Source organism: Xanthomonas sp. F4 (genome assembly GCF_011761895.1).
Genome location: NZ_JAASQX010000006.1, coordinates 1 through 21,549 on the forward strand (window position 1 = coordinate 1; position 21,549 = coordinate 21,549).

Annotated in this window: 19 protein-coding genes; 10 read left to right on the plus strand and 9 right to left on the minus strand. The window is 70.5% G+C overall.

The features are described from left to right. Positions 1 to 706 precede the first annotated feature (706 nt). On the minus strand, positions 707 to 1,144 hold the full coding sequence (gene soxR, locus FHR66_RS16965; protein ID WP_160965470.1) for a redox-sensitive transcriptional activator SoxR: 438 nt from the start codon (positions 1,142 to 1,144) through the stop codon (positions 707 to 709). Positions 1,145 to 1,245: 101 nt separating this feature from the next. On the opposite strand from soxR, the gene FHR66_RS16970 reads away from it, so the two are divergent. Further along, complete coding sequence (locus FHR66_RS16970; protein WP_160965472.1) at positions 1,246 to 2,631, plus strand: MFS transporter; 1,386 nt, start codon at positions 1,246 to 1,248, stop codon at positions 2,629 to 2,631. A 193-nt stretch (positions 2,632 to 2,824) separates the two neighbouring features. Here the strand turns inward: FHR66_RS16970 and FHR66_RS16975 are convergent, their stop codons facing one another. Then, positions 2,825 to 3,625 carry a cobalamin-binding protein gene (locus FHR66_RS16975; RefSeq protein ID WP_160965650.1) on the minus strand — a complete coding sequence of 267 codons (801 nt, stop codon included), beginning with the start codon at positions 3,623 to 3,625 and terminating at the stop codon, positions 2,825 to 2,827. 67 nt (positions 3,626 to 3,692) lie between these two features. Beyond that, positions 3,693 to 4,292 (minus strand): pyridoxamine 5'-phosphate oxidase, encoded by a 600-nt coding sequence (gene pdxH / locus FHR66_RS16980; protein WP_160965474.1) that lies wholly within the window; start codon positions 4,290 to 4,292, stop codon positions 3,693 to 3,695. 134 nt (positions 4,293 to 4,426) lie between these two features. On the opposite strand from pdxH, the gene FHR66_RS16985 reads away from it, so the two are divergent. Both FHR66_RS16985 and aroB read left to right on the plus strand, forming a co-directional pair. Continuing rightward, positions 4,427 to 4,969: a shikimate kinase gene (locus tag FHR66_RS16985; RefSeq protein WP_017910873.1), complete on the plus strand. Its 543-nt coding sequence runs from the start codon at positions 4,427 to 4,429 to the stop codon at positions 4,967 to 4,969. Next, entirely contained in the window at positions 4,966 to 6,075 is a 1,110-nt protein-coding gene (gene aroB, locus FHR66_RS16990) for a 3-dehydroquinate synthase (RefSeq protein WP_160965476.1), read from the plus strand. The genes FHR66_RS16985 and aroB overlap by 4 nt, the downstream gene beginning before the upstream one ends. Positions 6,076 to 6,151: 76 nt before the next feature. Here the strand turns inward: aroB and FHR66_RS16995 are convergent, their stop codons facing one another. After that, positions 6,152 to 6,970, minus strand: a complete 819-nt coding sequence (locus tag FHR66_RS16995) for a cupin domain-containing protein (RefSeq protein WP_160965478.1) — start codon at positions 6,968 to 6,970, stop codon at positions 6,152 to 6,154. Between the two features lie 110 nt (positions 6,971 to 7,080). On the opposite strand from FHR66_RS16995, the gene FHR66_RS17000 reads away from it, so the two are divergent. Further along, complete coding sequence (locus FHR66_RS17000; protein WP_160965480.1) at positions 7,081 to 8,106, plus strand: alpha/beta hydrolase; 1,026 nt, start codon at positions 7,081 to 7,083, stop codon at positions 8,104 to 8,106. 69 nt (positions 8,107 to 8,175) lie between these two features. On the opposite strand, the gene FHR66_RS17005 is transcribed toward FHR66_RS17000, so the two are convergent. The 5 genes from FHR66_RS17005 to FHR66_RS17025 form a co-directional block, all read right to left on the minus strand. Continuing rightward, positions 8,176 to 9,621 carry an efflux transporter outer membrane subunit gene (locus FHR66_RS17005; RefSeq protein WP_202394574.1) on the minus strand — a complete coding sequence of 482 codons (1,446 nt, stop codon included), beginning with the start codon at positions 9,619 to 9,621 and terminating at the stop codon, positions 8,176 to 8,178. Continuing rightward, positions 9,621 to 12,821 carry an efflux RND transporter permease subunit gene (locus FHR66_RS17010; RefSeq protein ID WP_160965482.1) on the minus strand — a complete coding sequence of 1,067 codons (3,201 nt, stop codon included), beginning with the start codon at positions 12,819 to 12,821 and terminating at the stop codon, positions 9,621 to 9,623. Before FHR66_RS17010 ends, FHR66_RS17005 begins: the two co-directional genes overlap by 1 nt. Continuing rightward, positions 12,818 to 13,993 carry an efflux RND transporter periplasmic adaptor subunit gene (locus FHR66_RS17015; RefSeq protein WP_237475250.1) on the minus strand — a complete coding sequence of 392 codons (1,176 nt, stop codon included), beginning with the start codon at positions 13,991 to 13,993 and terminating at the stop codon, positions 12,818 to 12,820. The genes FHR66_RS17010 and FHR66_RS17015 overlap by 4 nt, the downstream gene beginning before the upstream one ends. 375 nt (positions 13,994 to 14,368) lie before the next feature. Next, positions 14,369 to 14,692 (minus strand): cupin domain-containing protein, encoded by a 324-nt coding sequence (locus FHR66_RS17020; RefSeq protein WP_160965484.1) that lies wholly within the window; start codon positions 14,690 to 14,692, stop codon positions 14,369 to 14,371. Then, the gene (locus tag FHR66_RS17025; RefSeq protein WP_160965486.1) at positions 14,689 to 15,312 is read right to left on the minus strand and encodes a cysteine hydrolase family protein; all 624 of its coding nucleotides are present in this window, start codon (positions 15,310 to 15,312) and stop codon (positions 14,689 to 14,691) included. The genes FHR66_RS17020 and FHR66_RS17025 overlap by 4 nt, the downstream gene beginning before the upstream one ends. A gap of 92 nt (positions 15,313 to 15,404) precedes the next feature. Between FHR66_RS17025 and FHR66_RS17030 the strand changes: the two genes are divergently transcribed. From FHR66_RS17030 to mdtD, 6 genes are all read left to right on the plus strand, one after another. Continuing rightward, positions 15,405 to 16,358, plus strand: a complete 954-nt coding sequence (locus FHR66_RS17030) for a GlxA family transcriptional regulator (protein ID WP_160965488.1) — start codon at positions 15,405 to 15,407, stop codon at positions 16,356 to 16,358. A gap of 66 nt (positions 16,359 to 16,424) precedes the next feature. Beyond that, positions 16,425 to 16,679, plus strand: a complete 255-nt coding sequence (locus FHR66_RS17035; RefSeq protein WP_160965490.1) for a WGR domain-containing protein — start codon at positions 16,425 to 16,427, stop codon at positions 16,677 to 16,679. 10 nt (positions 16,680 to 16,689) lie between these two features. Further along, positions 16,690 to 17,757, plus strand: coding sequence for a uroporphyrinogen decarboxylase (gene hemE / locus FHR66_RS17040; RefSeq protein WP_160965492.1), 1,068 nt, complete (start codon positions 16,690 to 16,692; stop codon positions 17,755 to 17,757). Positions 17,758 to 18,104: 347 nt separating this feature from the next. Then, the gene (locus FHR66_RS17045; protein ID WP_160965494.1) at positions 18,105 to 19,118 is read left to right on the plus strand and encodes an MBL fold metallo-hydrolase; all 1,014 of its coding nucleotides are present in this window, start codon (positions 18,105 to 18,107) and stop codon (positions 19,116 to 19,118) included. Positions 19,119 to 19,270: 152 nt separating this feature from the next. After that, positions 19,271 to 19,657, plus strand: a complete 387-nt coding sequence (locus FHR66_RS17050) for a VOC family protein (RefSeq protein ID WP_160965496.1) — start codon at positions 19,271 to 19,273, stop codon at positions 19,655 to 19,657. Positions 19,658 to 19,968: 311 nt separating this feature from the next. After that, positions 19,969 to 21,399: a multidrug transporter subunit MdtD gene (gene mdtD / locus FHR66_RS17055; protein ID WP_160965498.1), complete on the plus strand. Its 1,431-nt coding sequence runs from the start codon at positions 19,969 to 19,971 to the stop codon at positions 21,397 to 21,399. Positions 21,400 to 21,549: the final 150 nt, after the last annotated feature.

A 21,549-nucleotide genomic window follows, 5' to 3' on the forward strand; every position in this document is an offset into this window, starting at 1 on the left:
AAGCTCCTGCACCTCGCCTATGGCGTCCTCAAATCGGGCACCGCGTTCGACCCGAAAAGGGGCCTTGCCTGCTAGGGGGTAAGACGGTATCTACGGACAACCCGACATACGGACACCGATCAAGGTGATCACAGGTGCGCGTTGTGGGAGGGACTTCAGTCCCGACTGCATGCAGCATCAGGCACCTTTCTTCTTCGCTCGTCGCGACTGAAGCGCACGGTGAAGCGCCACGTCTCCATCTTTCTCGACAAGCTCGGTAACCGCGACGGCCACCGACATCGCGTCGGGACTGAAGTCCCTCCCACACCGTCCCGATCCCACATGGCGGCGCCGTCGCGTGCCGTAGGAGCGGCTTCAGCCGCGACCGGGCGTTACCGGTAAGGCATGTCGCGGCTAAAGCCGCTCCTACAGACAAACCGACCTATGCATACCAGGGCGATCACAGCTGCGCGTTGTGGGAGGGACTTCAGTCCCGACTGCCTGCAGCGTCAGGCGCCTGTCCTCTTCGCTCTTCGCGCTGACGGGCGCGGTGAAGCGCCACGTCTCCACCATGCTCGACAAGCTCGGTAACCGCGACGGCCACCGACATCGCGTCGGGACTGAAGTCCCTCCCACATTGCCTCGATCCACATTGCGGCACCGTCGTGCGCAGGGGGCGCGGCAACCGCAGCGACATCGCGCGGTTACCGTACGCAGGACGCGCCGCTCACTCCTCCGCCCAGCGTTGCGGCCCATCGCCGTGCGCGGCCAGGGTATCGGCCGGGTTGCTGAGCCGGCAACGGCGCAGCGACAGGCAGCCGCAGCCGATGCAGTCGGTGAGCTGGTGGCGCAGGCGGGTCAGTTGCAGGATGCGCGCGTCCAGTTCCTCGCGCCAGGCCGCCGACATCCGCGCCCACTCCGCGCGGGTCGGTGTGCGCGCGTCGGGCAACTGCGCGAAGGCGGCCTTGACGCTGTCCAGCGGCACGCCGACGCGTTGCGCCACGCGGATCACCGCCAGCCGGCGCAGCACGTCGCGGGTGTAGCGGCGCTGGTTGCCGGCGGTGCGCATGCTGCGGATCAGGCCCTTGCTCTCGTAGAAATGCAGCGCCGACACGGCCACACCGCTGCGCGCGGCAACTTGCCCCACGCTCAGTTCCTCCTGCATCGCTTGACCTCGAGTCCGGTTGAGGTTGCATGCTGCACGGCCTGCACGCGCCCACGCAAGTCGTCGCCGGCAGATGTCCATCCGTTCTCCCAGGTACTCCGATGCAAGACCACGCCGCTGCCGCCGATGTCCCGTCCACTCCTGTCGCTGCCGGTTCCGTGCTGGCGCCGGCCTATCGCGCCACCACCATCGGCATGGTCGCGCTGGTGTCGCTGATCGCCTTCGAAGCGCTGGCGGTGGCCGCGGCGATGCCGACCGTGGCCGGCGAACTGCAGGGCCTGCGGCTGTACGCGCTGGCCTTCGGCGGCACCCTGGCCACCAGCGTGATCGGCATGACCGTGGCCGGACGCTGGAGCGATCTGCATGGGCCGGCGGCGCCGCTATGGACCGGCCTGGCCTGCTTCGTCTGCGGCCTGCTGCTGGCCGGCTTCGCCCCGTCGATGACGCTGCTGGTGGCCGGTCGGCTGGTGCAGGGCCTGGGTGCCGGCGCGATCTCGGTGGTGCTGTACGTGCTGGTCGCGCGGCTGTATCCGCAGGCGATCCGCCCGCGCATGTTCGCCGCGTTCTCCGCCGGCTGGGTGGTGCCGTCGCTGATCGGCCCCAGCATCAGCGGGCTGATCGTCGAACACGTCGGCTGGCGCTGGGTGTTCCTGGCAGTGCCGCTGCTGGCGCTGCCGGCGGCGGCGATGCTGTGGCCGGCGTTGCGGCGCCTGCCGCCCGCCGCGAGCGCGGACGGCGCCAGTGGCGCATCGCGGCTATGGTCGCTGGGTGCGGCGGCCGGCGTCTGCCTGCTGTACCTGGGCGGCCAGCAGCGCGGGCTGTGGGCGGCGCTGCTGCTGCCGGCGGCGCTGGTGCTGTTGGTGCTGTGCACCTGGCGATTGCTGCCTGCCGGCACCCTGCACGCCGCGCGCGGCCTGCCCAGCGTGATCGCGCTGCGCGGCGTCGCCGGCTCGGCGTTCTTCGGCTGCGAGGCGTTCCTGCCGCTGCTGCTGTCGCGCGAACGCGGGCTGTCGCCGGTGTGGGCCGGCGTGGCGCTGAGCGCCGGCGCGCTGGGCTGGTTCGCCGGCTCTTGGTACCAGGGCCACTACGGCCGCGACGCCACCCGCCTGCGGCGGCTGCAGCTGGGCTGCACGCTGATGGCGCTGGGCATCGCGACCACGACGCTGGCGCTGCTGCCGTCGGTGCCGGCGGCACTGGCGATCGGCGGCTGGACCGCCACCGGCCTCGGCATGGGCCTGATCTATCCGACCCTGGCGGTGCTGACCCTGACCCTGTCGCCGCCGGCGCGGCAGGGCCGCAACAGTTCGGCGCTGCAGTTGAGCGAAGCGATCGCGGTGGCGACCACGCTGGCGGTCGGCGGCTCGCTGTTCTCTGCGCTACTGACCTACTCGGCGGCGGCGGCGTACCTGTCCACCTTCGCCGTCGCCGCGCTGATGGCCCTGCTCGGCCTGGGCATCGCCGGCCGGACCCAGCCGGCGCCAGGCTAGACCGTGTCGTCCATTCCCGCGCACGTCGCGCCGTGCTGGCGCACACGTGCGGCAGAGACGAGCGAGGCAACGATCCTCTGCCCGCACCCGAACGATGACGCGGCCATGGACGCGGGATTGCGGTGCTTCTGGTGGAGCCTGGCCGGTGTGCACCTGCCAGACGACGCGGCCTGCTCGGGGATCGAGAAAAGCGCTACGTCGCGCCCACGCCCCTGGCCCAGGCCTGGATGATGTCGGCGATGGCGCGCACGCCGTCGGTGAGCGCGGCCGGCCCCGGCTGCAGGATCAGCGGCGACTTGATCTCGAACAGTTGTCCGTCGCGCACCGCCGGCATCGCCGCCCAGCCCGGCCGCGCGGCGACGCGCTCGGGGCGGAAGCGCTTGCCGCACCAGGAGCCGAGGACGATGTCCGGCGCGCGCCGCACCACCTCGTCGCCGTTGGCGAGGATCCGCGCCTTGGCCAACGGCTGCACCGACAGCTCCGGAAACACGTCGTCGCCGCCGGCGATGCCCACCAGTTCGGCGACCCAGCGGATGCCGGTGATGATCGGCTCGTCCCATTCCTCCAGGTACACCCGCGGCCGCCGCGGCAGCGTGGCGGCCTGCGCGGCGATGGCATCGAGGCCGCGCTGCAGATCGTCGGCGTAGTCCATGGCGCGCTGACCAGCGCCGACCAGCGCGCCGAGCCGGCGGATGTAGTCGAGGATGCCGTCGACGCTGCGGTGGTTGGCGATCCACACCTCCACGCCGTGCCGCACCAGTTCGGCGGCGATGTCGGCCTGGATGTCGGAAAAGCCGATCGCCAGGTCCGGCTGCAGCTTGAGGATCTCGCCGATCTTGGCGCTGGTGAAGGCGCTGACCTTGGGCTTGTCGCGGCGCGCCTGCGGCGGGCGCACGGTGAAGCCGCTGATGCCGACGATGCGCTGCTGCTCGCCGAGCGCGTACAGCGTCTCGGTCGGCTCTTCGGTCAGGCAGACGATGCGCTGCGGGCCCATGCTCAGCGCGCCTCGTGCGGGCACGCGTGCACCGCGGCGGCGGCGCGGCAGGCCGGGCCGGCGCCGCTCACGGGAACAGCATCCGCTTGCTCCAGTGGCCGGCGGCATCGGCTTCATAGCGCCAGCGTTCGTGCAGTCGGTACTTGGCGCCGTACCAGAACTCGAAATTGCGCGGCACCACGCGGAACCCGCCCCAGCCATCCGGACGCGGCACCTCGCGGCCCTCGAAGGTGGCCTCGGCCTTGGCCACGCGCTCCTCGAACTCCTCGCGCGATTCCAACGTGCGCGACTGCGCCGAGGCCCAGGCGCCGATCTGGCTCATGCGCGGGCGCGAGGCGAAATAGGCGTCGGCTTCGGCGGCTGCGACCAGTTGTACCTCGCCGTCGATGCGCACCTGCACCCCGTCCTCGCGCATGCGCCGCCACAGGAACAGCAGCGAGGCCTGCGGATTGGCCTGCAGCTCGCGGCCCTTCTGGCTGTCCAGGTGGGTGTAGAACACGAAGCCGCGCGCGTCGTAGGCCTTGAGCAGCACCACGCGCGACGAGGGGCGTGCCTCCAGCGTGGCCGAGGACACGACCATGGCGTTGTATTCGGCCTCGTCGCTGGTGCGCGCCTCGGCGAACAGGTCGGCGAACGTGGACAGGGCTTCGGCGTAGAGATCGGGCATGGCGACAGGCACTCGGCGGACGATGCGCCATTGTCGCGCCATGCACCGCGCGACGCACGCCTCGCCGCACGACGGCACGCGCACGGGGCCTGCGCAGCGCGCGAGGCGGCGCCGGTCTCTGCTAGCATCGGCGGATGAATCCCGCCCCCAACCTGGTGCTGGTCGGCCCGATGGGTGCCGGCAAGAGCGTCATCGGCCGCCGCCTGGCCGAGCGCTTCGGCCTGGTCTTCGTCGACAGCGACCAGACCATCGTCGAGCGCACCGGCGCCAGCATCGCCTCGCTGTTCGAGCACGCCGGCGAAGCCGGTTTCCGCGAGCACGAGCGCGCGGTGCTGGAAAGCATCCTGAGCACGCCCGGCCACCTGATCTCCACCGGCGGCGGCGCCGTGCTCAATGCCGACAGCCGCCGCGAGATGCGCGAACACGGCTTCGTGGTGTACCTGCGGGTCGGCGTGGCCGCGCAACTGCAGCGCCTGCACCGCGACCGCAGCCGCCCGCTGTTGCAACGTGGCGACCGCGAGCAGGTGCTGCGCGACCTGCACGCGGTGCGCGAACCGCTGTACCGCGAGGTCGCCGACCTGATCCTGGACACCGATCACTTCACCCCGGCCGAAGCCACCGCACAGCTGGTCGTGCGCCTGGCCGCGTCGTGGAAACTTCCGGAACCCACTGCATGACGACAGCATCGCGCACGGTCCAGGTCGCTGGCGACCCGGCCTACACCATCCACATCGGCCCCGGCCTGCTCGACGACGGCGCCGCCCTCGCCGCGCACGTGCGCGGCCGCCACGTGCTGCTGCTCAGCGACAGCCAGGTGGCGCCGCTGTATGCCGCGCAGGTCCGCAGCGCGCTGCTGGCGGCACGCCCGGAGCTGCAGATCGGCGAGTTCGTGATCCCCGCCGGCGAAGCCTCCAAGACCCTGGACCACTTCGCCGCGGCGATCGCTGCGCTGGCCGCCCTCGGCGCCACCCGCGACGCCTGCGTGCTGGCGCTGGGCGGCGGCGTGGTCGGCGACCTGGCCGGCTTCGCTGCCGCCTGCTGGATGCGCGGCGTGGATTGCGTGCAATTGCCGACCACGCTGCTGGCGATGGTCGACTCCTCGGTCGGCGGCAAGACCGCGGTGGACATCCCGCAGGGCAAGAACCTGGTCGGCGCCTTCCATCCGCCGCGCGCGGTGCTGGCCGACACCGCCACGCTGCGCAGCCTGCCGCCGCGCGAACTGCGCGCCGGGTTGGCCGAGGTGATCAAGTACGGCGCCATCCGCGACCCGCTGTTCTTCGAATGGCTGCATGCCGAACGCCGCGCACTGCTGGCCGGCGAGCCGGCCGCGCTGGCGCAGGCGATCGCGCGCAGCTGCGAACACAAGGCCGAGATCGTCGCCCGCGATCCACTGGAGAAGGGCGAGCGTGCCCTGCTCAACCTTGCCCACACCTTCGGCCACGCCATCGAGACCGAACAGGGCTACGGCGCCCCGGACAACGCCAACCTCAACCACGGCGAAGCAGTGGCGGTGGGCATGGTGCTGGCCGCCGAGCTGTCGGCCCGGCTGGGCATGGCCGGCGCGCAGGACACGGCGCAGCTGCGCGCGCTGCTGCACGACTTCGGCCTGCCGACCGCGCTGCCGGCCGGGCTGGCGCCGGAGGCGCTGCTGGCGCGCATGCGCCTGGACAAGAAGAACCTGGCCGGCCGCCTGCGGCTGGTGCTGTGGCGCGGCATCGGCCACGCCGAGATCGTCCCCGACGTGGACGAGGCCGAGGTGCTGGCGGTGCTGGCCGCCGGCTGAGCCGGCGCATCGCTTACGCCACAGCCGCCCACGCGCGCCGGTCGCGCTGGCGCGCCTGCACATGTCCCACCCGCACTCAGCGTGCCTGCCGCCACGCGCGCGGGGTCTGCCCGACCTGCGCCTTGAACACGCGCGACACCGCGGCCTCGCTGCCGTAGCCCACTTCGTCGGCAAGCTGCTTCAGCGGCCGCCCTTCGCGCAGGCCGCGCTGCACCAGGGCGATGCGCCAGTCCTGCAGGTACTGGCCCGGCGTGCAGCCGAGGGTCTCGCGAAAACTGCGCGCGAACGCACTGCGCGACATGCCGGCACGGGCCGCCAGGCTCTCCAGCGTCCAGGGCTGCGCCGGGGCGTCGTGGATGCCGGTCAGCGCCAGCCGCAGCCGCGCATCGGCCATGCCGGCGAGCATGCCGCCGTCGGCGAGCCCCTGCTCCATCAACTCGCGGATCACGTGCACCAGCACCACCTCGAACAGCCGGTTCAACACCGCCTGGCGCCCGCAATGCCGCGCGAACGCTTCCTCGAACAGGATCCGCAGCAGCGACTCGCCCTGGCGCAGCGTGTCCAGCGGCAGGCAGATGCAGGCCGGCAAGGCGCGCACCAGCGGATTGGCTGCGCCACCACTGAAGCGCAGGTGCGCGCAAGCGAAATCCGCACCGCGTTGCGCATCGATCTCGAAGCGATGCGGCATGGCCTGCGGGTACAGCAGCAGACTGGGTCGATCGATCCGCAGCACCTGTCCGTCGCCGTTGTGGACGACCACGCTGCCCTCGCGCAGCAGGTGCAGTTGCCCGCGGTCGCCATCGTCGAGCCGGTGCAGGCCGCACAGGGTGCCAGCGTGGAAGACCTCGGCGCTGACCGAAAAGTGGGTCAACAAGGCGGCCAGGCGGTCGGTCACTCAGGACTCCAGGTAAAGTTTCATGGACGATTCGCCACTTATCGTACCGTCCTGGCGCGCAAAGTCACTCCTGTCGCCGGCATCTCGCCCGGCATGCCCCAGGAACCGCCATGAAGACCCTGCTCCCCTTGCTCGCCACCTCGCTGCTGGCCGGCGCGATCGGCACCGCCACCGCCGCAACGCCCGCCGATCAGCCCGCGCCGTTGCGCCCGGTCGCGAAGTTCCTCGATGCGCTCAACGGCAGCGGCGGCAAGCCGATCGAGCAGCTCACCCCGGCGCAGGCGCGCCAGGTGCTGGTCGATGCCCAGGCCAATACCCCGTTGCCGCCGGCCGAGGTCAGCCGCACCACCATCCAGGCCGACGGCAAGCCGCTGAACCTGGTGATCGTGCGGCCGCCGCACACCACCGGCCAGGTATTGCCGGCCTTCATGTTCTTCCACGGCGGCGGCTGGGTGCTGGGCGACTTCCCGACCCACGAACGCCTGATCCGCGATCTGGTCAACGCCTCTGGCGCGGTGGCCGTCTACGTGGACTACACGCCGTCGCCGGAAGCGCAGTACCCGGTCGCCATCCACCAGGCCTATGCCGCCACCCGCTGGGTCGCCGAGCACGGCGCGCAGATCGGCGTGGACGGCAAGCGCCTGGCGCTGGCCGGCAACAGCGTCGGCGGCAACATGGTCGCGGCCGTGGCGCTGCAGGCCAAGGCGGCCGGAACGCCGGCGCTGCGCTACGACCTGATGCTGTGGCCGGTGACCGACGCCCGCTTCGACGACCGGTCGTACCAGCAGTTCCAGAGCGGCTACTTCCTCACCCGCAACATGATGACGTGGTTCTGGGACAACTACACCACCGATCCCAAGGCCCGCGCCGAGATCACCGCCTCGCCGCTGCGCGCGACCCCGGCGCAGCTCGCCGGCCTGCCGCCGACGTTGATCCAGACCGCCGAGCTGGACGTGCTGCGCGACGAGGGCGAAGCCTTCGGCCGCAAGCTGGACCAGGCCGGGGTGACGGTCACGGTGACCCGCTACAACGGCTTGATCCACGATTTCGGCCTGCTCAATGCCCTGCGCGACGTGCCCGCGGTGCGGACCGCGATCCAGCAGGCCGGCGACGGGCTGCGCGAACACCTGAAGTAAGCGCACCACCGGCGGCACGCCATGCAGCGCTCCCGGCTGCAGCGTGTCGCCCACCCGCGTCCAGCGCACTCAGGGCTGGGCAGGCTCCAGGGACGCATCGCCGCCCAGCGTGCGATACAGCGTCACCCGATTGGTCGCCGCGGTCAGTTCCACCGCGACCAGGCTGCGCTGCGCCGCGTAGTAGCTGCGCTGCGCATCCAGGTTGGACAGCGCGCTCTCCACGCCGACGCGGTAGCGCTGCGCACTGGCATCGTAGGTATTGGCGGCATCGGCGAGCAGATCCTGCTGCGCGCGCAACTGCGCATCGATGGTGCCGCGCCGGGCCAGCGCATCGGCCACTTCGCCGAAGGCGATCTGCACGGTCTTTTCGTAGCCGGCCACGGCGGCGTCGCGCTGCGCCTCGGTGTAGCGCACGTTGGCGCGCGCCGCACCACCATCGAACAAGGTGTAGGCGGCGCCCGCGCCCACCGAGCCGTTGAACGCGTCGTGGGTGAACAGGTCCGACAGCGCGGTGCTGGTCAAGCCCAGCAGGCCGCTCAGGCTGATGCGCGGAAACAACGCGGCGCGGGCCGCGCCGATCTCGGCATTGACCGCGCGCAGTTCGTACTCGGCCTGCACCACGTCGGGCCGGCGCAGCAGGATGGTCGTGTCCAGGCCGGCCGGCGGATCGCCGATGCGTGCCGCGGCATCGGCGATCGAAGCCGGCAACAGCGTCGGATCCACCGGAGCGCCCACCAGCACCTGCAGCGCATTGATGTCCTGCGCCATCGCCGTGGTCTGAGCGGCCAGGTCGGACTGCGCGGCATGCAGCACCTGGTTGGCCTGGTCCAGCGCAGAGTGGGGCACGATGCCGCCGTCCACCCGCTGCGCGGTCAGCGCCACGCTGGCGCCGGCACTGCGCACGGTGTCCTGCGCGATCGTCAGCAGGCTGCGGTCGCTGGCATAGGTCAGCCACGCCGTGGCGATGTCGCCGACCAGGGTCAGGCGCGTGGCGCGCGCCGCCGCCTCCTGTTCCAGGTAGCGCTGCTGCGCGGCCGCGGACAGCGCGTGGATACGGCCGAACAGGTCGAGTTCGAAGGCGGTGACGCCCAGGCCCAGGTCGTAGTTGCTCGCGTAGCCCGCCGCCGGCGCGGCCGCTGCGTTGCCGCCCTGCGTGGCGTCGTTGGCCGGCGCCGCGCCCTTGCCGCGATAGGACCGCGCATAGGTGGCGCTGGCGCCGACCTCGGGCAACAGGGCGGCGCGCTGGATCCGGTATTGCGCCCGCGCCTGGGCGATATCGGCGAGCGCGATCCGCAGATCGCGGTTGCTGTCCAGCGCCTGGGCGATCAGCGCCCGCAGGCGCGGGTCGCCGAACACCTGCCGGTAGCTCAGCGACGGCAGCGTGGCCTCGTGCTGCGCCAGGTAGGCGTCGCCCACCGGCCACGACGGCGGGATCGGGGCGGCGGGCCGCACATAGGCCGGCGTCAGGCTGCACGCCGACAGCAGGCACGCGACACCGAGTGCGAGCACGCGCATCAGGCCGGCTCCGGCAGCGTCGGCGCGGATGGCGGCGCCGCCCCATCGCGGCGCGCGCGACGGCGCGCCAGCCACTCGGCCATCGCGATGTGGAAGGCCGGGGTCAGGTACAGGGTCAGTGCCTGCGAGAACAACAGGCCGCCGACCACGGCGATGCCGAGCGGGCGGCGCGCTTCGGCGCCGGCGCCCACGCCCAACGCGATCGGCAGCGAGCCCAGCACCGCGGCGAGCGTGGTCATCATGATCGGGCGGAAACGCACGGTCGCCGCCTCCAGCATCGCCGCGCGCGGCTGCTTCCAACGCGCATCGCCCGAGCGCTCCAGGTCCAGCGCGTAGTCCACCATCATGATGCCGTTCTTCTTGACCAGCCCGACCAGCAGGATCAGGCCGACGAAGCTGAAGAGATTGAGCTCCTGGCGGAACAGCACCAGCATGAGGATCGCGCCGAACCCGGCCAGCGGCAGCGAGGTCAGGATGGTGATCGGATGCAGCGCGTTCTCGTACAGGATCGCCAGCACGCCGTAGATCAGCAGCACGGTGATCAGCAGCAGCATCGGCAGGGTCTTCATCGAATTCTCGAAGGCCTGTGCCGAGCCGGCGAACTGGCCGCTGATCGCGCGCGCATCGCCCTTGCCCAGGGTCTGCGCCATCAGGTTGCCGATGCCCGCGGCGGCATCGCCCAGCGACACGCCGGGCGCCAGGTTCATCGACAGCGTCACCGCCGGCAGGCCGGCGTAGTGATTGATCGCCACCGGTCCCACGCCCATGCGCACGTCGGCCACCGCGCGCAGCGGCACCATCGGGCCGCCGGCCGCGGTCAGCACCGCGCTGGTGCCGGAACTGCTGTTGGAGGTCTGCGTGCCGATCGCGGTGATGCCCGGGTTCTGGTTGCCGTTGAACGACAGCGCATCCAGGCCGTTGAGGTCGGCCTGCGCCGATGGCTCGACCTGCAGCAGTACCTCGTACTGATCGGTGTCGCCGTAGATGGTGCTGATCTTGCGGCCGCCATACGCGCTCGCCAGGGTGTCCTGCAGGCCGGCGGCAGTGACGCCCAGCGCGGCGGCCTGCTCGCGGTGCAGGACCACCTCGATCTCCGGGTTCTTGAGCTGCAGGTCGCTCTGCGGATCCTGCACGTCGCGCAGTTGCCGGAGGCGTTGCAGGATCGTGTCGGACTGGGCGTACAGCGCCTTCTGGTCGGTGGACTGCAGCACGTACTGCAGCGATCCGTTCGATGCCGTCGGCCCCATGTCGATCGCCGGCGGATTGCGCATGTTGAGTGTGATGCCCTGGATCGCGGCGACCTGCTTGCGCACTTCCTGGATCACCTCCTCGGCGCTGCCGCTGCGCTCGGACAGCGGCTTGAGCCCGATCAGCAGGCGCCCGCTGTTGCTGAGCGAATTGTCCGAGCCGATCACCGACTCGACGTTGGCCACGTTGGGATTGCGCTGGATGATCTTCACCACCGCCGCCTGCTTGGCGACGAAGTCGGCGAAGGCGGTGCCCTCCGGCACGCGGGTGTCGCCGTCGATCTTTCCCGAATCGACCTGCGGAATGAAGCCCTTCTCGACCACGGCGTAGACGCCGGCGGTGCCGACCAGGGTGGCCACACCGATCACGCACATCAGGCCGATACGCTCGGTCGCCCAGGCCAGCGAGCGCGCGTAGCCGCGTTCGCTGGCGTCGACCAGCCGGTCGAAGCGCTCGAACACCCAGCCCGCGCTTTTCTTCGGATCGAGCCAGCGGCTGGCGAGCATCGGCGTGAGCGTCAGCGAGACGATCCCGGACAGGATCACCGCGATCGCGATGACCATGCCGAACTCGGAGAACAGCCGCCCGACCAGCCCGCCCATGAACACGATCGGCAGGAACACCGCCGCCAGCGACACCGTCATCGACAGCACGGTGAAGCCGATCTCGCGCGAGGCAGCGATGGCCGCGTCCATGCGGCTGGCGCCCTGCTCGGCGTGGCGGACGATGTTCTCGATGACCACGATGGCATCGTCGACCACGAATCCGACCGACAGGGTCAACGCCAACATCGAGATGTTGTCCAGGCTGAAGTGCAGCAGGCGCATCACCGCGAAGGTGCCGATCAGCGAGGTCGGCAGCACCAGCGCCACGATCAGGGTCGCCATCCAGCTGCGCAGGAACAGCAGGATCACCACGATCACCAGCACCAGCGAGCCGACCAGCGTCCACTCCACGTCCTCCACCGAGGCGCCGATGTAGTCGCCGCGGTCGTAGAGCACGTCGAGTTGGGCGTCGCCGGGCAGTTGCGCGCGGATCCCCGGCAGCGCCGCCTGGATGCCCTGGGTCACCGAAAGCGTGTTGGCGCCAGGCTGGCGATGGATGTTGATCTCGATCGCGCGCTGGCCGTTGAGCGAGGCGGCGGTCTGCAGGTTCTCGACGCTGTCTTCGGCATGGCCGACGTCGCGCAGGCGCACCGGCGCGCCGTCGGCATAGGTCAGCACCATCGCATCGAAATCGGCCGCGCGCTTGAGCTGGCCGTCGGCGCGCACCGTGTAGGACCGCGCGCGCCCCATCAGCGTGCCGGCCGGCGCGTTGCTGTTGCCCGCCTGCACCGCCGAGACCACCTGGTCGAACCCCAGGTGGCGGGCGGCGAGCAGGTGCGGGTTGACGAACAGGCGCACCGCGTACTTCTGCGCGCCGTTGACGTCGATCTGGCCCGCGCCCGGCACCGAGGCCAGGCGCAGCGCCACGCGATCCTTGGCGAACTGGTTGAGCAGCGGCAGCGCGATGGTCCTGGAGCGCAGGATCAGGTGCATGATCGGCGCGGCGCTGGGATCCTCCTTCTGGATCTGCGCCGGGTTGATCTCGCGCGGCAGCAGGCCGGCCGCCTGCGAGACCGCGTTCTGCACGTCCTGCGCGGCGGCATCGACATTGCGGCTCAACGCGAACTGCAACACGATGCGGGTGCTGCCGACGCTGCTGGTCGAGCTCATCGTGTCCAGCCCCGGCAGGCCGCTGAACTGGCGCTCCAGCGGCGTCGCCACCGCCGCGGCCATGGTCTCGGGATTGGCACCGGGCAGCGACATGTTGACGGTGATGGTCGGGAAGCTGACGTCGGGCAGCTCGCTCACCGGCAGCGCGAAGTAGGCCATGCCGCCGGCCAGCACCAGCCCGATCATCAGCACCGAGGTCATCACCGCGCGGCGGATGAACAGCGCCGACAGGTTCACGCATGCCGTCCGGTCGCCGCCGCGTTCGGCGTGGCGTGCGGGTTGCCGGATTGCACCGCGGTGCCGTCGCGCAGTTCGTTGGGCACGGTGAGGATGACGCGATCGCCCGCGCGCAGGCCCTTGGCGATCACCGCCTGCCCATCGATCATCCGCGCCACGCTGAGCGGCCGCGCCACGGCGCGACCAGCGACCACGCAGTACACGTACGGCCCCTGCTGTCCTTGCTGCAAGGCGCTCTCGGGCACCGCCAGGGCCTGCGGGTCCTCCGCCAGGATCACCCGCACGGTGACGAACTGCCCCGGCCACAGCGTGGCGCCGGCGTTGGCGAAGCGCGCGCGCAGTTCCAGGGTGCCGCTGCTGGTGTCGAAGGCATTGTCGAGGAACGCCAGCTCGCCGCGAGCCAGCAGCGTGCCCTTCACCGCATCCAGCGCCAGCACCGGCAAGCCCAGGCCCTGGCGCCCCATCGGCGCCGCGCGCACGGCGTCGACCTGCACATGCGCCAGGGCGAAGCGCACCTCGATCGGCGTGCTGACGTTGAGCGTCACCAGCGCCGTGCTGGAACCGCTGGACACCAGGTTGCCCGGCTTGACCGCGATGGCGCCGGCGCGGCCGTCGATGGGTGCGCGCACCTGGGTGTAGGCCAGCGACAGTCGGGTCTGCTCGACCTGCGCCTGGTCGGCAGCGACGGTGCCGCGCAGCGAGCGCAGCGTGTCGGCCGCGGTGGTGTAGGTCTTGGGATCGACCGCGCCGGTCCTGGACAGCTTGGCGTAGCGCGCCTCGGTGTCGGCCGCGTCGGCCGCCAGCGCTTGGTCGCGGGCCAGGGTGGCGCGCGCCTGCGTCAACGCCGCCCGCAGCGGCCGCGGATCGATGGTGAACAGCAGTTGCCCGGCGTGGACCTGCTCGCCGTCATGGATCAGCACCGACTGCAGCACCCCGTCGGCCTGCGCGCGCACCTCCACGGTCTGCGGCGACAGCAGCGTGCCGGAGGTCTCGATGATGTCCGGCACCCGGTGCGGTACGACCGTCATGGTCTGCACCCGCAAGGGCTCCGGTGCCGGCGCGGGGTGTTGGCGGTGTGCCTGCCAATACCAGCCGCCGAGGATCAGCAGGCACAGCGCGGCCAGTCCGGCGAAGAGCGCGACACGCCCCATGCCATGCGCGGCGCGTGGCATGGCGCGCTCGCCGGCACGCCAGGGTGGCGCGCACAGCAGTGAGAAATCGTCGAAGGTGGCAGCAGGCCGCGCGGGATCCCGTCCCGCGCCGACCTCAGGGTGCTGCCCAGGGAACCGCCCATCGCTCTGGCTTCGCATGCCGGCCGCGTCCGCACTCGTGGTGAATGGCCATGCCGTGACACCAGGATCTCTGTGCGCACGCAGCGGTATAGCCTGTCCCAATGACGCCACATCGACAGTGATGGCTCCGTGATAGAACGCACATCAGCACGCGCAATGTGCGTCGCCCTCGGCACACGTCATCTACAGCGGCACGCCCCGCCACCGCATGCGCACGATCGCGGGGCCGGCCGGCCAGGAACCACGCCTCGGCGCTCACGGACTGCCGTCGCGCTCCACCACCAGCACCCGCGCCGGCCCCTGCGGGTGCGCCACGTGCTCGGTGCCTTCCGGCGCATGGAACACGTCGCCGGCCTGCAGCAGCGCCACCTGCTCGACGCCATGCACGCGCCAGCGCATCTGCACCTGTCCATCCAGCACCACGAACACCTCCTGACCGTCGTTGACGTGCCAGACATAGGGCTGGTCGGTCCAGTGGATGCGCACGCCGATCCCGTCCAGCAGCGCCACCGGCAGCGCCTCCCAGGCGCGGCTGCCGGTGAAGTCACGCGCACGCAGCACCCGCGGCGCGGCGCTCATGCCAGGCCGCGCGCGCGGCGATTGGACTGCAGGACGTTGTCGCGCGGCAGCGGCAGCCCCGCCTCCACCGCTGCGATCCACTGCGCGGTGTCGGCGACCGCGGCGAAGTTGCTGTGGAACACCACGCCGAACACCCGGTGGATCTCCTCGGCACTGGCCTGGCCGGCGGCGTTGGCGTAGGGCAGCGCGCCGCTGGCGTCGCCCAGCACTTCCACCGCCAGCCCGCGGTGGAAGGCCTCGTACACGGTGGAGGCGTTGCAGTTGTGGGTCATGTAGCCGACCACGGTCAGGGTGTCGATCGCCTGCGCCTGCAGCCAGGCGGCCAGGTCGGTGTCGGCGAACACGCTGGGCCGGGTCTTGCGCAGCAGCCGCGTGTGCGGCCGCGCGGCGACCTGCGGGTGCAAGGCCCAGCCGGCGCTGCCGTCGGCGAACACCGGTGACTGCGCCGGCGCGGTGTGCTGCACCACCAGCACCGGCACGCCGTGCGCCTGTGCCGCATCCATCGCCTGCAGGACGTGGGGCAGCGACTGCGCCACCGGCGGATGGGCGATGGGCAGCGCGCCGTCGAAGTACTCGTTCTGGACATCGATGACCAGCAAAGCGCGGCGGGGGGAAGACATGCGGTGGCTCCAGGGTTGAGAGGCCGCCAGTGTCGGCGGCCGGGTGCGCGGCGACGAGTGGCCCGAAACACCGTTTTCGCTAAAATCGGGCCATGTCGCCGCATCGCATCGCCGTGGTCGCCTTCGACCGCATCAGCCCCTTCCACCTCGCGGTGCCTTGCCAGGTGTTCGAGGCGCGGCCGGACACCGACCTGCCGGCCTTCGACCTGCGCGTGTGCGCCGCCGAACCGGGCCTGCTGCGCACCGACGCCGGGTTCGCCATCCAGGTGCAGCATGGCCTGGAGGCGCTGGACGACGCCGACACGGTGATCGTGCCGTCCTGGCGCGATGCCGCCGAGCCGGCACCGGCGGCGATGTGCCAGGCCCTGCGCCGCGCCCACGCCGCCGGCGCGCAGGTGGTGGGCCTGTGCCTGGGCACCTTCGTGCTGGCCGACGCCGGCCTGCTCGACGGCCGCCCCGCCACCACCCACTGGGCGGCACTGGACCGCTTCGCGCAGCGCCACCCGCAGGTGCGGCTGCAGCCGGACGTGCTGTACGTGGACGACGGCGACGTGCTGACCTCGGCCGGCACCGTGGCCGGCATCGATTGCTGCCTGCACCTGGTCCGCCGCCGCCACGGCGCCGAGGTCGCCAACCGCATCGCCCGGCGCCTGGTGGTGGCGCCGCACCGCCAGGGCGGGCAGGCGCAGTACGTCGAACAGCCGCTGCCGGCCAGCCGCCGCGATGCCCTGCTCGGTCCGACCCTGGACTGGATGCTGCAGCGGCTGGAGCAGCCGCTGCGCCTGGACGCACTGGCCGCACACGCGCGGATGAGCCGGCGCAGCTTCACCCGGCAGTTCCGCCAGGTGACCGGGACCACCGTGGTGCAATGGCTGGCGCACCAGCGCCTGGTCCGCGCCCAGCAACTGCTGGAAAGCACCGACCTGGCGCTGGAGCGGATCGCCGCCACCTGTGGCTTCGGCAGCGCCGGCGCGCTGCGCCAGCAGTTCGCACGCGCCCTGGGCGTGCCACCCTCGGCCTACCGCCGCGGCTTCCGCGCCGGCTGACGGCAGCCCGCTACGTTCCGGCGCTCGCGCCACGTCGCCCGCACCGGCAACCGCTACAATCGGCGCATGCGCGTCTTCCTCCAGCAACGCCCCGACGGCAACGAGCCGCCACGCTATCTCCAGTTGATCCTGCAGCCGGACCTGCTCGGCGGTTGGGAACTGTTGCGCGAAAGCGGCCAGATCGGCGGCCGCGCGCAACTGCGGCGCGAGCTGTACCTGCAGCAGGACGACGCCCACGCCGCCTTCGAGAAAGCCCGCGACGCGCAACTCAAGCGCGGCTTCCAGGTCATGTTCACCCGTGGCGCCGACGCGCCGCGCTAAGGAATCCCCCATGCTCAAGAACGACCGCCTGCTGCGCGCGCTGCGCCGCGAGCCCGTGGACCAGACCCCCGTGTGGCTGATGCGCCAGGCCGGGCGCTACCTGCCCGAGTACCGCGCCACCCGCGCCCGTGCCGGCAGCTTCCTGGCCATGGCCAAGACCCCGGAGCTGGCCTGCGAAGTGACCCTGCAGCCACTGGCACGGTTCCCGCTGGACGCGGCGATCCTGTTCTCGGACATCCTCACCATTCCCGATGCGATGGGCCTGGAGCTGTACTTCGTCGAAGGCGAAGGCCCCAAGTTCCGCCACCCGGTGCGCGACGCCGCGGCGATCGCCCGGCTCGGGGTGCCGGACATGGAGACCGAACTGCGCTACGTGATGGACGCGGTGCGGGTGATCCGCCGCGAACTGGACGGCAGCGTGCCGCTGATCGGCTTCTCCGGCAGCCCCTGGACCCTGGCCTGCTACATGGTCGAGGGCGGCGGCAGCGACAACTACGCGCGGATCAAGGCGCTGGCGTTGAACGACCCGGCGGCGCTGCACCGGCTGCTGTCGGTCAACACCGACGCGGTGATCGCCTACCTGGCGGCGCAGCGCGCGGCCGGCGCGCAGGCACTGCAGGTGTTCGACACCTGGGGCGGCGTGCTGAGCCCGGCAATGTACCGCGAGTTCTCCCTGCCCTACCTGCAGCGCATCGCCCGCGAACTGGCGCGCGGCGACGGTGCCGAGCGCACCCCGCTGATCCTGTTCGGCAAGGGCAATGCGCCCTACCTGGAGGAACTGGCCGGCTCCGGCGCCGAAGGCGTGGGCGTGGACTGGACCATCGACCTGGCCGACGCCGCGCGCCGCACCGGCGGCCGCGTCGCCCTGCAGGGCAACCTGGACCCGGCGATGCTGTACGGCGCGCCGGAGGCGATCGAACGCGAAGTGCAGCGCGTGCTGCGCAGCTATGCCGACGGCAATAACGGCTCGCTGGACGGCCACGTGTTCAACCTCGGCCACGGCCTGTCGCCGGACATGCAGCCCGAACACGTCGGCGCGCTGGTAGAAGCGGTACAGCGGCATAGCCGGCGCGCATGAGCGCGCCGGTCACGCCTGCTTGAAATGGACTGGCGTACGCCACAGCGCACCTGGCGGCCAATCTGCACGCCGTCGGAAAAGTACGAGAAGAGCACCAGGGAATAGGCCGACCCGGGCCTGACCCTTCGATTGCGACTGGCATCATAACGCGCGGCGATATCGGTACCCGGTCAGCGGCAGCGTTTTGCTTTGCTGATCTTTCGTTCCCTGCCGGCCCGGTATCGGGACCTGCGCCGTTTGATGCGCAGACACGGCGCCGCTACAGTGACGCCTTCGCTAGCGCGCTTCATCTGTTGCACCGACTCTGCGAGCCCCGTCTTCAACACGACAACGCCAAGAGACTACGGATGAGTGAACAACGCTTGAGCCGTGCGCGCCGGGACTTCATGCGCGTGGCGGTCACCGCCGCAGGTTTCGCGTCGCTTCCGTGGCTCACGCCGGCGCGAGCCGGAACGTCCGCCGGCAACAAGGCGCCTTCTTCCGGCGGCCCAGGCCACGCCGGCGGCGGCAGCGCACGCGGCACGAAACTGATCCTGCTCGGCACCAAGGGCGGCCCCACTCCCTCCGCGTTGCGGGCGGCGCCGGCCAATGTGCTGCTGGTCGATGGACAGCCATACGTCGTGGATTGCGGCAACGGCGTCGCGCAGCAGCTCACGAAAGCCGGAATCAGGCTGCCGACTATCCGCGACATCTTCATCACGCACCACCACTCCGATCACAACGCCGATCTGCTGAACCTCGTGTTCCTCGCATGGGCGAGCGGGCTGCAGACGCCGGTACATCTGTATGGGCCGCCGCGTATCGCGAAGATGGTCGACGATTTCGTCGATATGAATGCCATCGACCTCGACGTGCGAACCCGCGAGGAAGGCCGTCCGCCTTTCCGGCCGCTCGTCAACGTCCACGAATTCGATGCGCCGCGCACGGTGCTCGAAAACGATCAGGTACGCGTGAGCGCGACGCTCGTCGATCACTACACGATCAAGCCGGCATTTGCCTACCGCTTCGAAACGCGTGAGCGCACCGTCGTCTTCTCAGGCGACACCCGCTATGACGAACGTCTCGCCAGTTTCGCCAAAGGGGCCGACGTGCTCGTGCACGAAGTCATGTATCTGCCAGCCCTGGAAAAGCTGCTGAAAACGAACGACAACGCGCCCACGCTGCTCGACCACCTGCTCAAGAGCCACACGACGACGGAGCAGGTCGGCAGAATCGCCGCGGCAGCAGGCGTGGGGACGCTGGTGCTCAACCACTTCGTGCCGGGCGGCGACCCGACCATCACCGACGACATGTGGACCAAGGACGTGCGTCGGCACTTCAAGGGCAACATCGTGGTCGGCAAGGACCTCATGGAAATCTGACGACACGCCATGACGATGCCCCGGCCTCCCGTCGCGTTGACCGTCCTGACCGGCTTTCGGCTCAGACAAGACAGCCTCTTGAACCGCTTGCTACCGCAGGCGGCGACGAGTCGTGTGCGCGACACTGCGGCCCCGTCGGCCAGGCCACGCGCATGAATCCGGTCAGTTACTTCGAAATCCCGGCCGCCGACCTGGAGCGCGCCATCGCCTTCTACAGCGCCGTGTTCGATACCACGTTCGAACGTGCGCAAGTGGATGGCAACGCCATGGCGTTCTTCCCCTACGCGCCGGGCCGTCCAGGCGCCAGCGGCGCGTTGGCCCAAGGCGACAGCTACACGCCCGGCCAGGCCGGCGCGCGCCTGTACTTCACGGTACAGGACGTCCGCGCCACGCTCGACAAAGCGATCGCCGCCGGAGGCCGCGTGCTGTATCCGCCGACCTTGGTCGGCGCCTTCGGCGAGGTCGCCGAAATCGAGGATTGCGAAGGCAATTGCGTCGCGCTACACGTGCCGCCGGTCGCCGCCGACACCGCGTCCTGACGGGACGCGGGAAGCCTGGAGTTCCGAGCAAAAGCGTTATCGCGCGACCCGATGGGAAAGTGGCGATTTTCTTGTGCAAGGGACTTCAGTTCCGACAAACTTTCCCGGTAAGGCCCGCCGGGACTGAAGTCCCTCCCACAGCGCAGTCGCAGCCGCGCTGCACGTGCGGAAGAATCCCGGGTCACGGGTCCCACCCTGTCAGCGTCATCGCTGAGCGCCGACTGGATGACGCACGCGCCGCGAGCGCGGCTGCACGGCACGGCGACGCGATCTGCGCGATCCTATTGCCCCCCGCGTCGCCCTGCATGCCGATGTCCGCGCCCTCCTCCGATCCGATCGCCGTTCCCAACGCGCGCAGTTTCCGTCCGCTGTTATGGCTGGTGTCGCTGGCCATCTTCATGCAGATGCTCGATGCGACCATCGTCAACACCGCGCTGCCGGCGATGGCGCGCAGCCTCGGCGAGAGCCCGCTGCAGATGCAGTCGGTGGTGTTCAGTTATGCGCTGGCGGTGGCGATGTTCATTCCCGCCTCCGGCTGGATCGCCGACCGCTACGGCACCCGCCGCACCTTCCTGATCGCGATCGTGCTGTTCACCCTCGGCTCGCTGCTGTGTGCGGCGGCGCCGCGGCTGCCGTATCTGGTGGCCGCGCGCGTGCTGCAGGGCATCGGCGGCGCGATGCTGCTGCCGGTCGGCCGGCTGGCGGTGATGCGCTCGGTGTCGCGCGCGCAGTTCCTCAGCGCCATGAGCTTCATCGCCATTCCCGCGCTGATCGGGCCGCTGGTCGGGCCGACCCTGGGCGGCTGGCTGGTGCAGGTGGCGTCCTGGCACTGGGTGTTCCTGATCAACCTGCCGATCGGCGCGATCGGCTTCGCCGCCGCGCTGAAGATCATGCCGGACTTCTACGGCGAGCAACGTACCCGCTTCGATCTGATTGGCTACGCGATGCTGGCCTTCGGCATGGTGGCGCTGTCGCTGGCGCTGGACGGCATCTCCGAGCTGGGCCTGCGCCACGCCTTCGTGATGCTGCTGGCCATCGCCGGGCTGGCGGCGCTGATCGGCTACTGGCTGCACGCGGCCAACGCGCCGGCGCCGCTGTTCCCGCTGCACCTGTTCAAGGTCATCAGCTTCCGCATCGGCATCCTCGGCAACCTGTTCTCGCGCGTAGGCAGCGGCAGCATGCCGTTCCTGATCCCGCTGCTGCTGCAGGTGGGCCTGGGCATGAGCCCGATGAACGCCGGCCTGATGATGATCCCGGTGGCGCTGGCCGGCATGGCCTCCAAGCGCGCGGCGGTGAAGCTGGTGGAGCGCTTCGGCTACCGCCGCGTGCTGATGACCAACACCGTGCTGGTCGGCACCGCGATGGCCAGCTTCCTGCTGTTCGACGTCGGCCAGCCGCTGGGCTGGCGGCTGCTGCAGCTGGCGCTGTTCGGCGCGGTCAACTCGTTGCAGTTCACCGTCATGAATACGGTGACCCTGCGCGACCTGGATCGCGACCAGGCCAGCGCCGGCAACAGCCTGCTGTCGATGGTGATGATGCTGGCCACCGGCTTCGGCGCCGCGGCCGCCGGCAGCTTGCTGGCGGCGTTCAACACCCATCTCGGCGATACCCACGGCGCCACCGCGGCGCTGCACGCGACCTTCGTCTGCGTCGGTGCCATCACCCTGACCTCGACGCTGATCTTCTGGCAGTTGCCGGATACGCGGCCGCATCCGAAGCAGGTGGAAGAGGTGGCGGAGTAGCTGGGAGTGGGGATTTGGGATTGGGGATTCGCAACGGCGAGGGCGATGCGGTCCGCACGGTTCCTGGGCTCTCGTAGGAGCTTCTTTAGCCGCGACCCGACGCGGCCGAGAACGCCGGGTCGCGGCTAAAGCCGCTCCTAAAGAGGCCGT

Coding starts and splice junctions, on each gene's coding strand:
- FHR66_RS17035 (WP_160965490.1), top strand. CDS start 16,425: ATGCGCGTCTTCCTCCAGCAACGCCCCGACGGCAACGAGCCGCCACGC.
- FHR66_RS16985 (WP_017910873.1), top strand. CDS start 4,427: ATGAATCCCGCCCCCAACCTGGTGCTGGTCGGCCCGATGGGTGCCGGC.
- FHR66_RS17045 (WP_160965494.1), top strand. CDS start 18,105: ATGAGTGAACAACGCTTGAGCCGTGCGCGCCGGGACTTCATGCGCGTG.
- FHR66_RS17015 (WP_237475250.1), bottom strand. CDS start 13,993: ATGCCACGCGCCGCGCATGGCATGGGGCGTGTCGCGCTCTTCGCCGGA.
- FHR66_RS17005 (WP_202394574.1), bottom strand. CDS start 9,621: ATGCGCGTGCTCGCACTCGGTGTCGCGTGCCTGCTGTCGGCGTGCAGC.
- FHR66_RS17000 (WP_160965480.1), top strand. CDS start 7,081: ATGAAGACCCTGCTCCCCTTGCTCGCCACCTCGCTGCTGGCCGGCGCG.
- FHR66_RS17020 (WP_160965484.1), bottom strand. CDS start 14,692: ATGAGCGCCGCGCCGCGGGTGCTGCGTGCGCGTGACTTCACCGGCAGC.
- aroB (WP_160965476.1), top strand. CDS start 4,966: ATGACGACAGCATCGCGCACGGTCCAGGTCGCTGGCGACCCGGCCTAC.
- pdxH (WP_160965474.1), bottom strand. CDS start 4,292: ATGCCCGATCTCTACGCCGAAGCCCTGTCCACGTTCGCCGACCTGTTC.
- FHR66_RS17050 (WP_160965496.1), top strand. CDS start 19,271: ATGAATCCGGTCAGTTACTTCGAAATCCCGGCCGCCGACCTGGAGCGC.
- FHR66_RS17030 (WP_160965488.1), top strand. CDS start 15,405: ATGTCGCCGCATCGCATCGCCGTGGTCGCCTTCGACCGCATCAGCCCC.
- soxR (WP_160965470.1), bottom strand. CDS start 1,144: ATGCAGGAGGAACTGAGCGTGGGGCAAGTTGCCGCGCGCAGCGGTGTG.
- hemE (WP_160965492.1), top strand. CDS start 16,690: ATGCTCAAGAACGACCGCCTGCTGCGCGCGCTGCGCCGCGAGCCCGTG.
- FHR66_RS16970 (WP_160965472.1), top strand. CDS start 1,246: ATGCAAGACCACGCCGCTGCCGCCGATGTCCCGTCCACTCCTGTCGCT.
- mdtD (WP_160965498.1), top strand. CDS start 19,969: ATGTCCGCGCCCTCCTCCGATCCGATCGCCGTTCCCAACGCGCGCAGT.
- FHR66_RS17025 (WP_160965486.1), bottom strand. CDS start 15,312: ATGTCTTCCCCCCGCCGCGCTTTGCTGGTCATCGATGTCCAGAACGAG.
- FHR66_RS16975 (WP_160965650.1), bottom strand. CDS start 3,625: ATGGGCCCGCAGCGCATCGTCTGCCTGACCGAAGAGCCGACCGAGACG.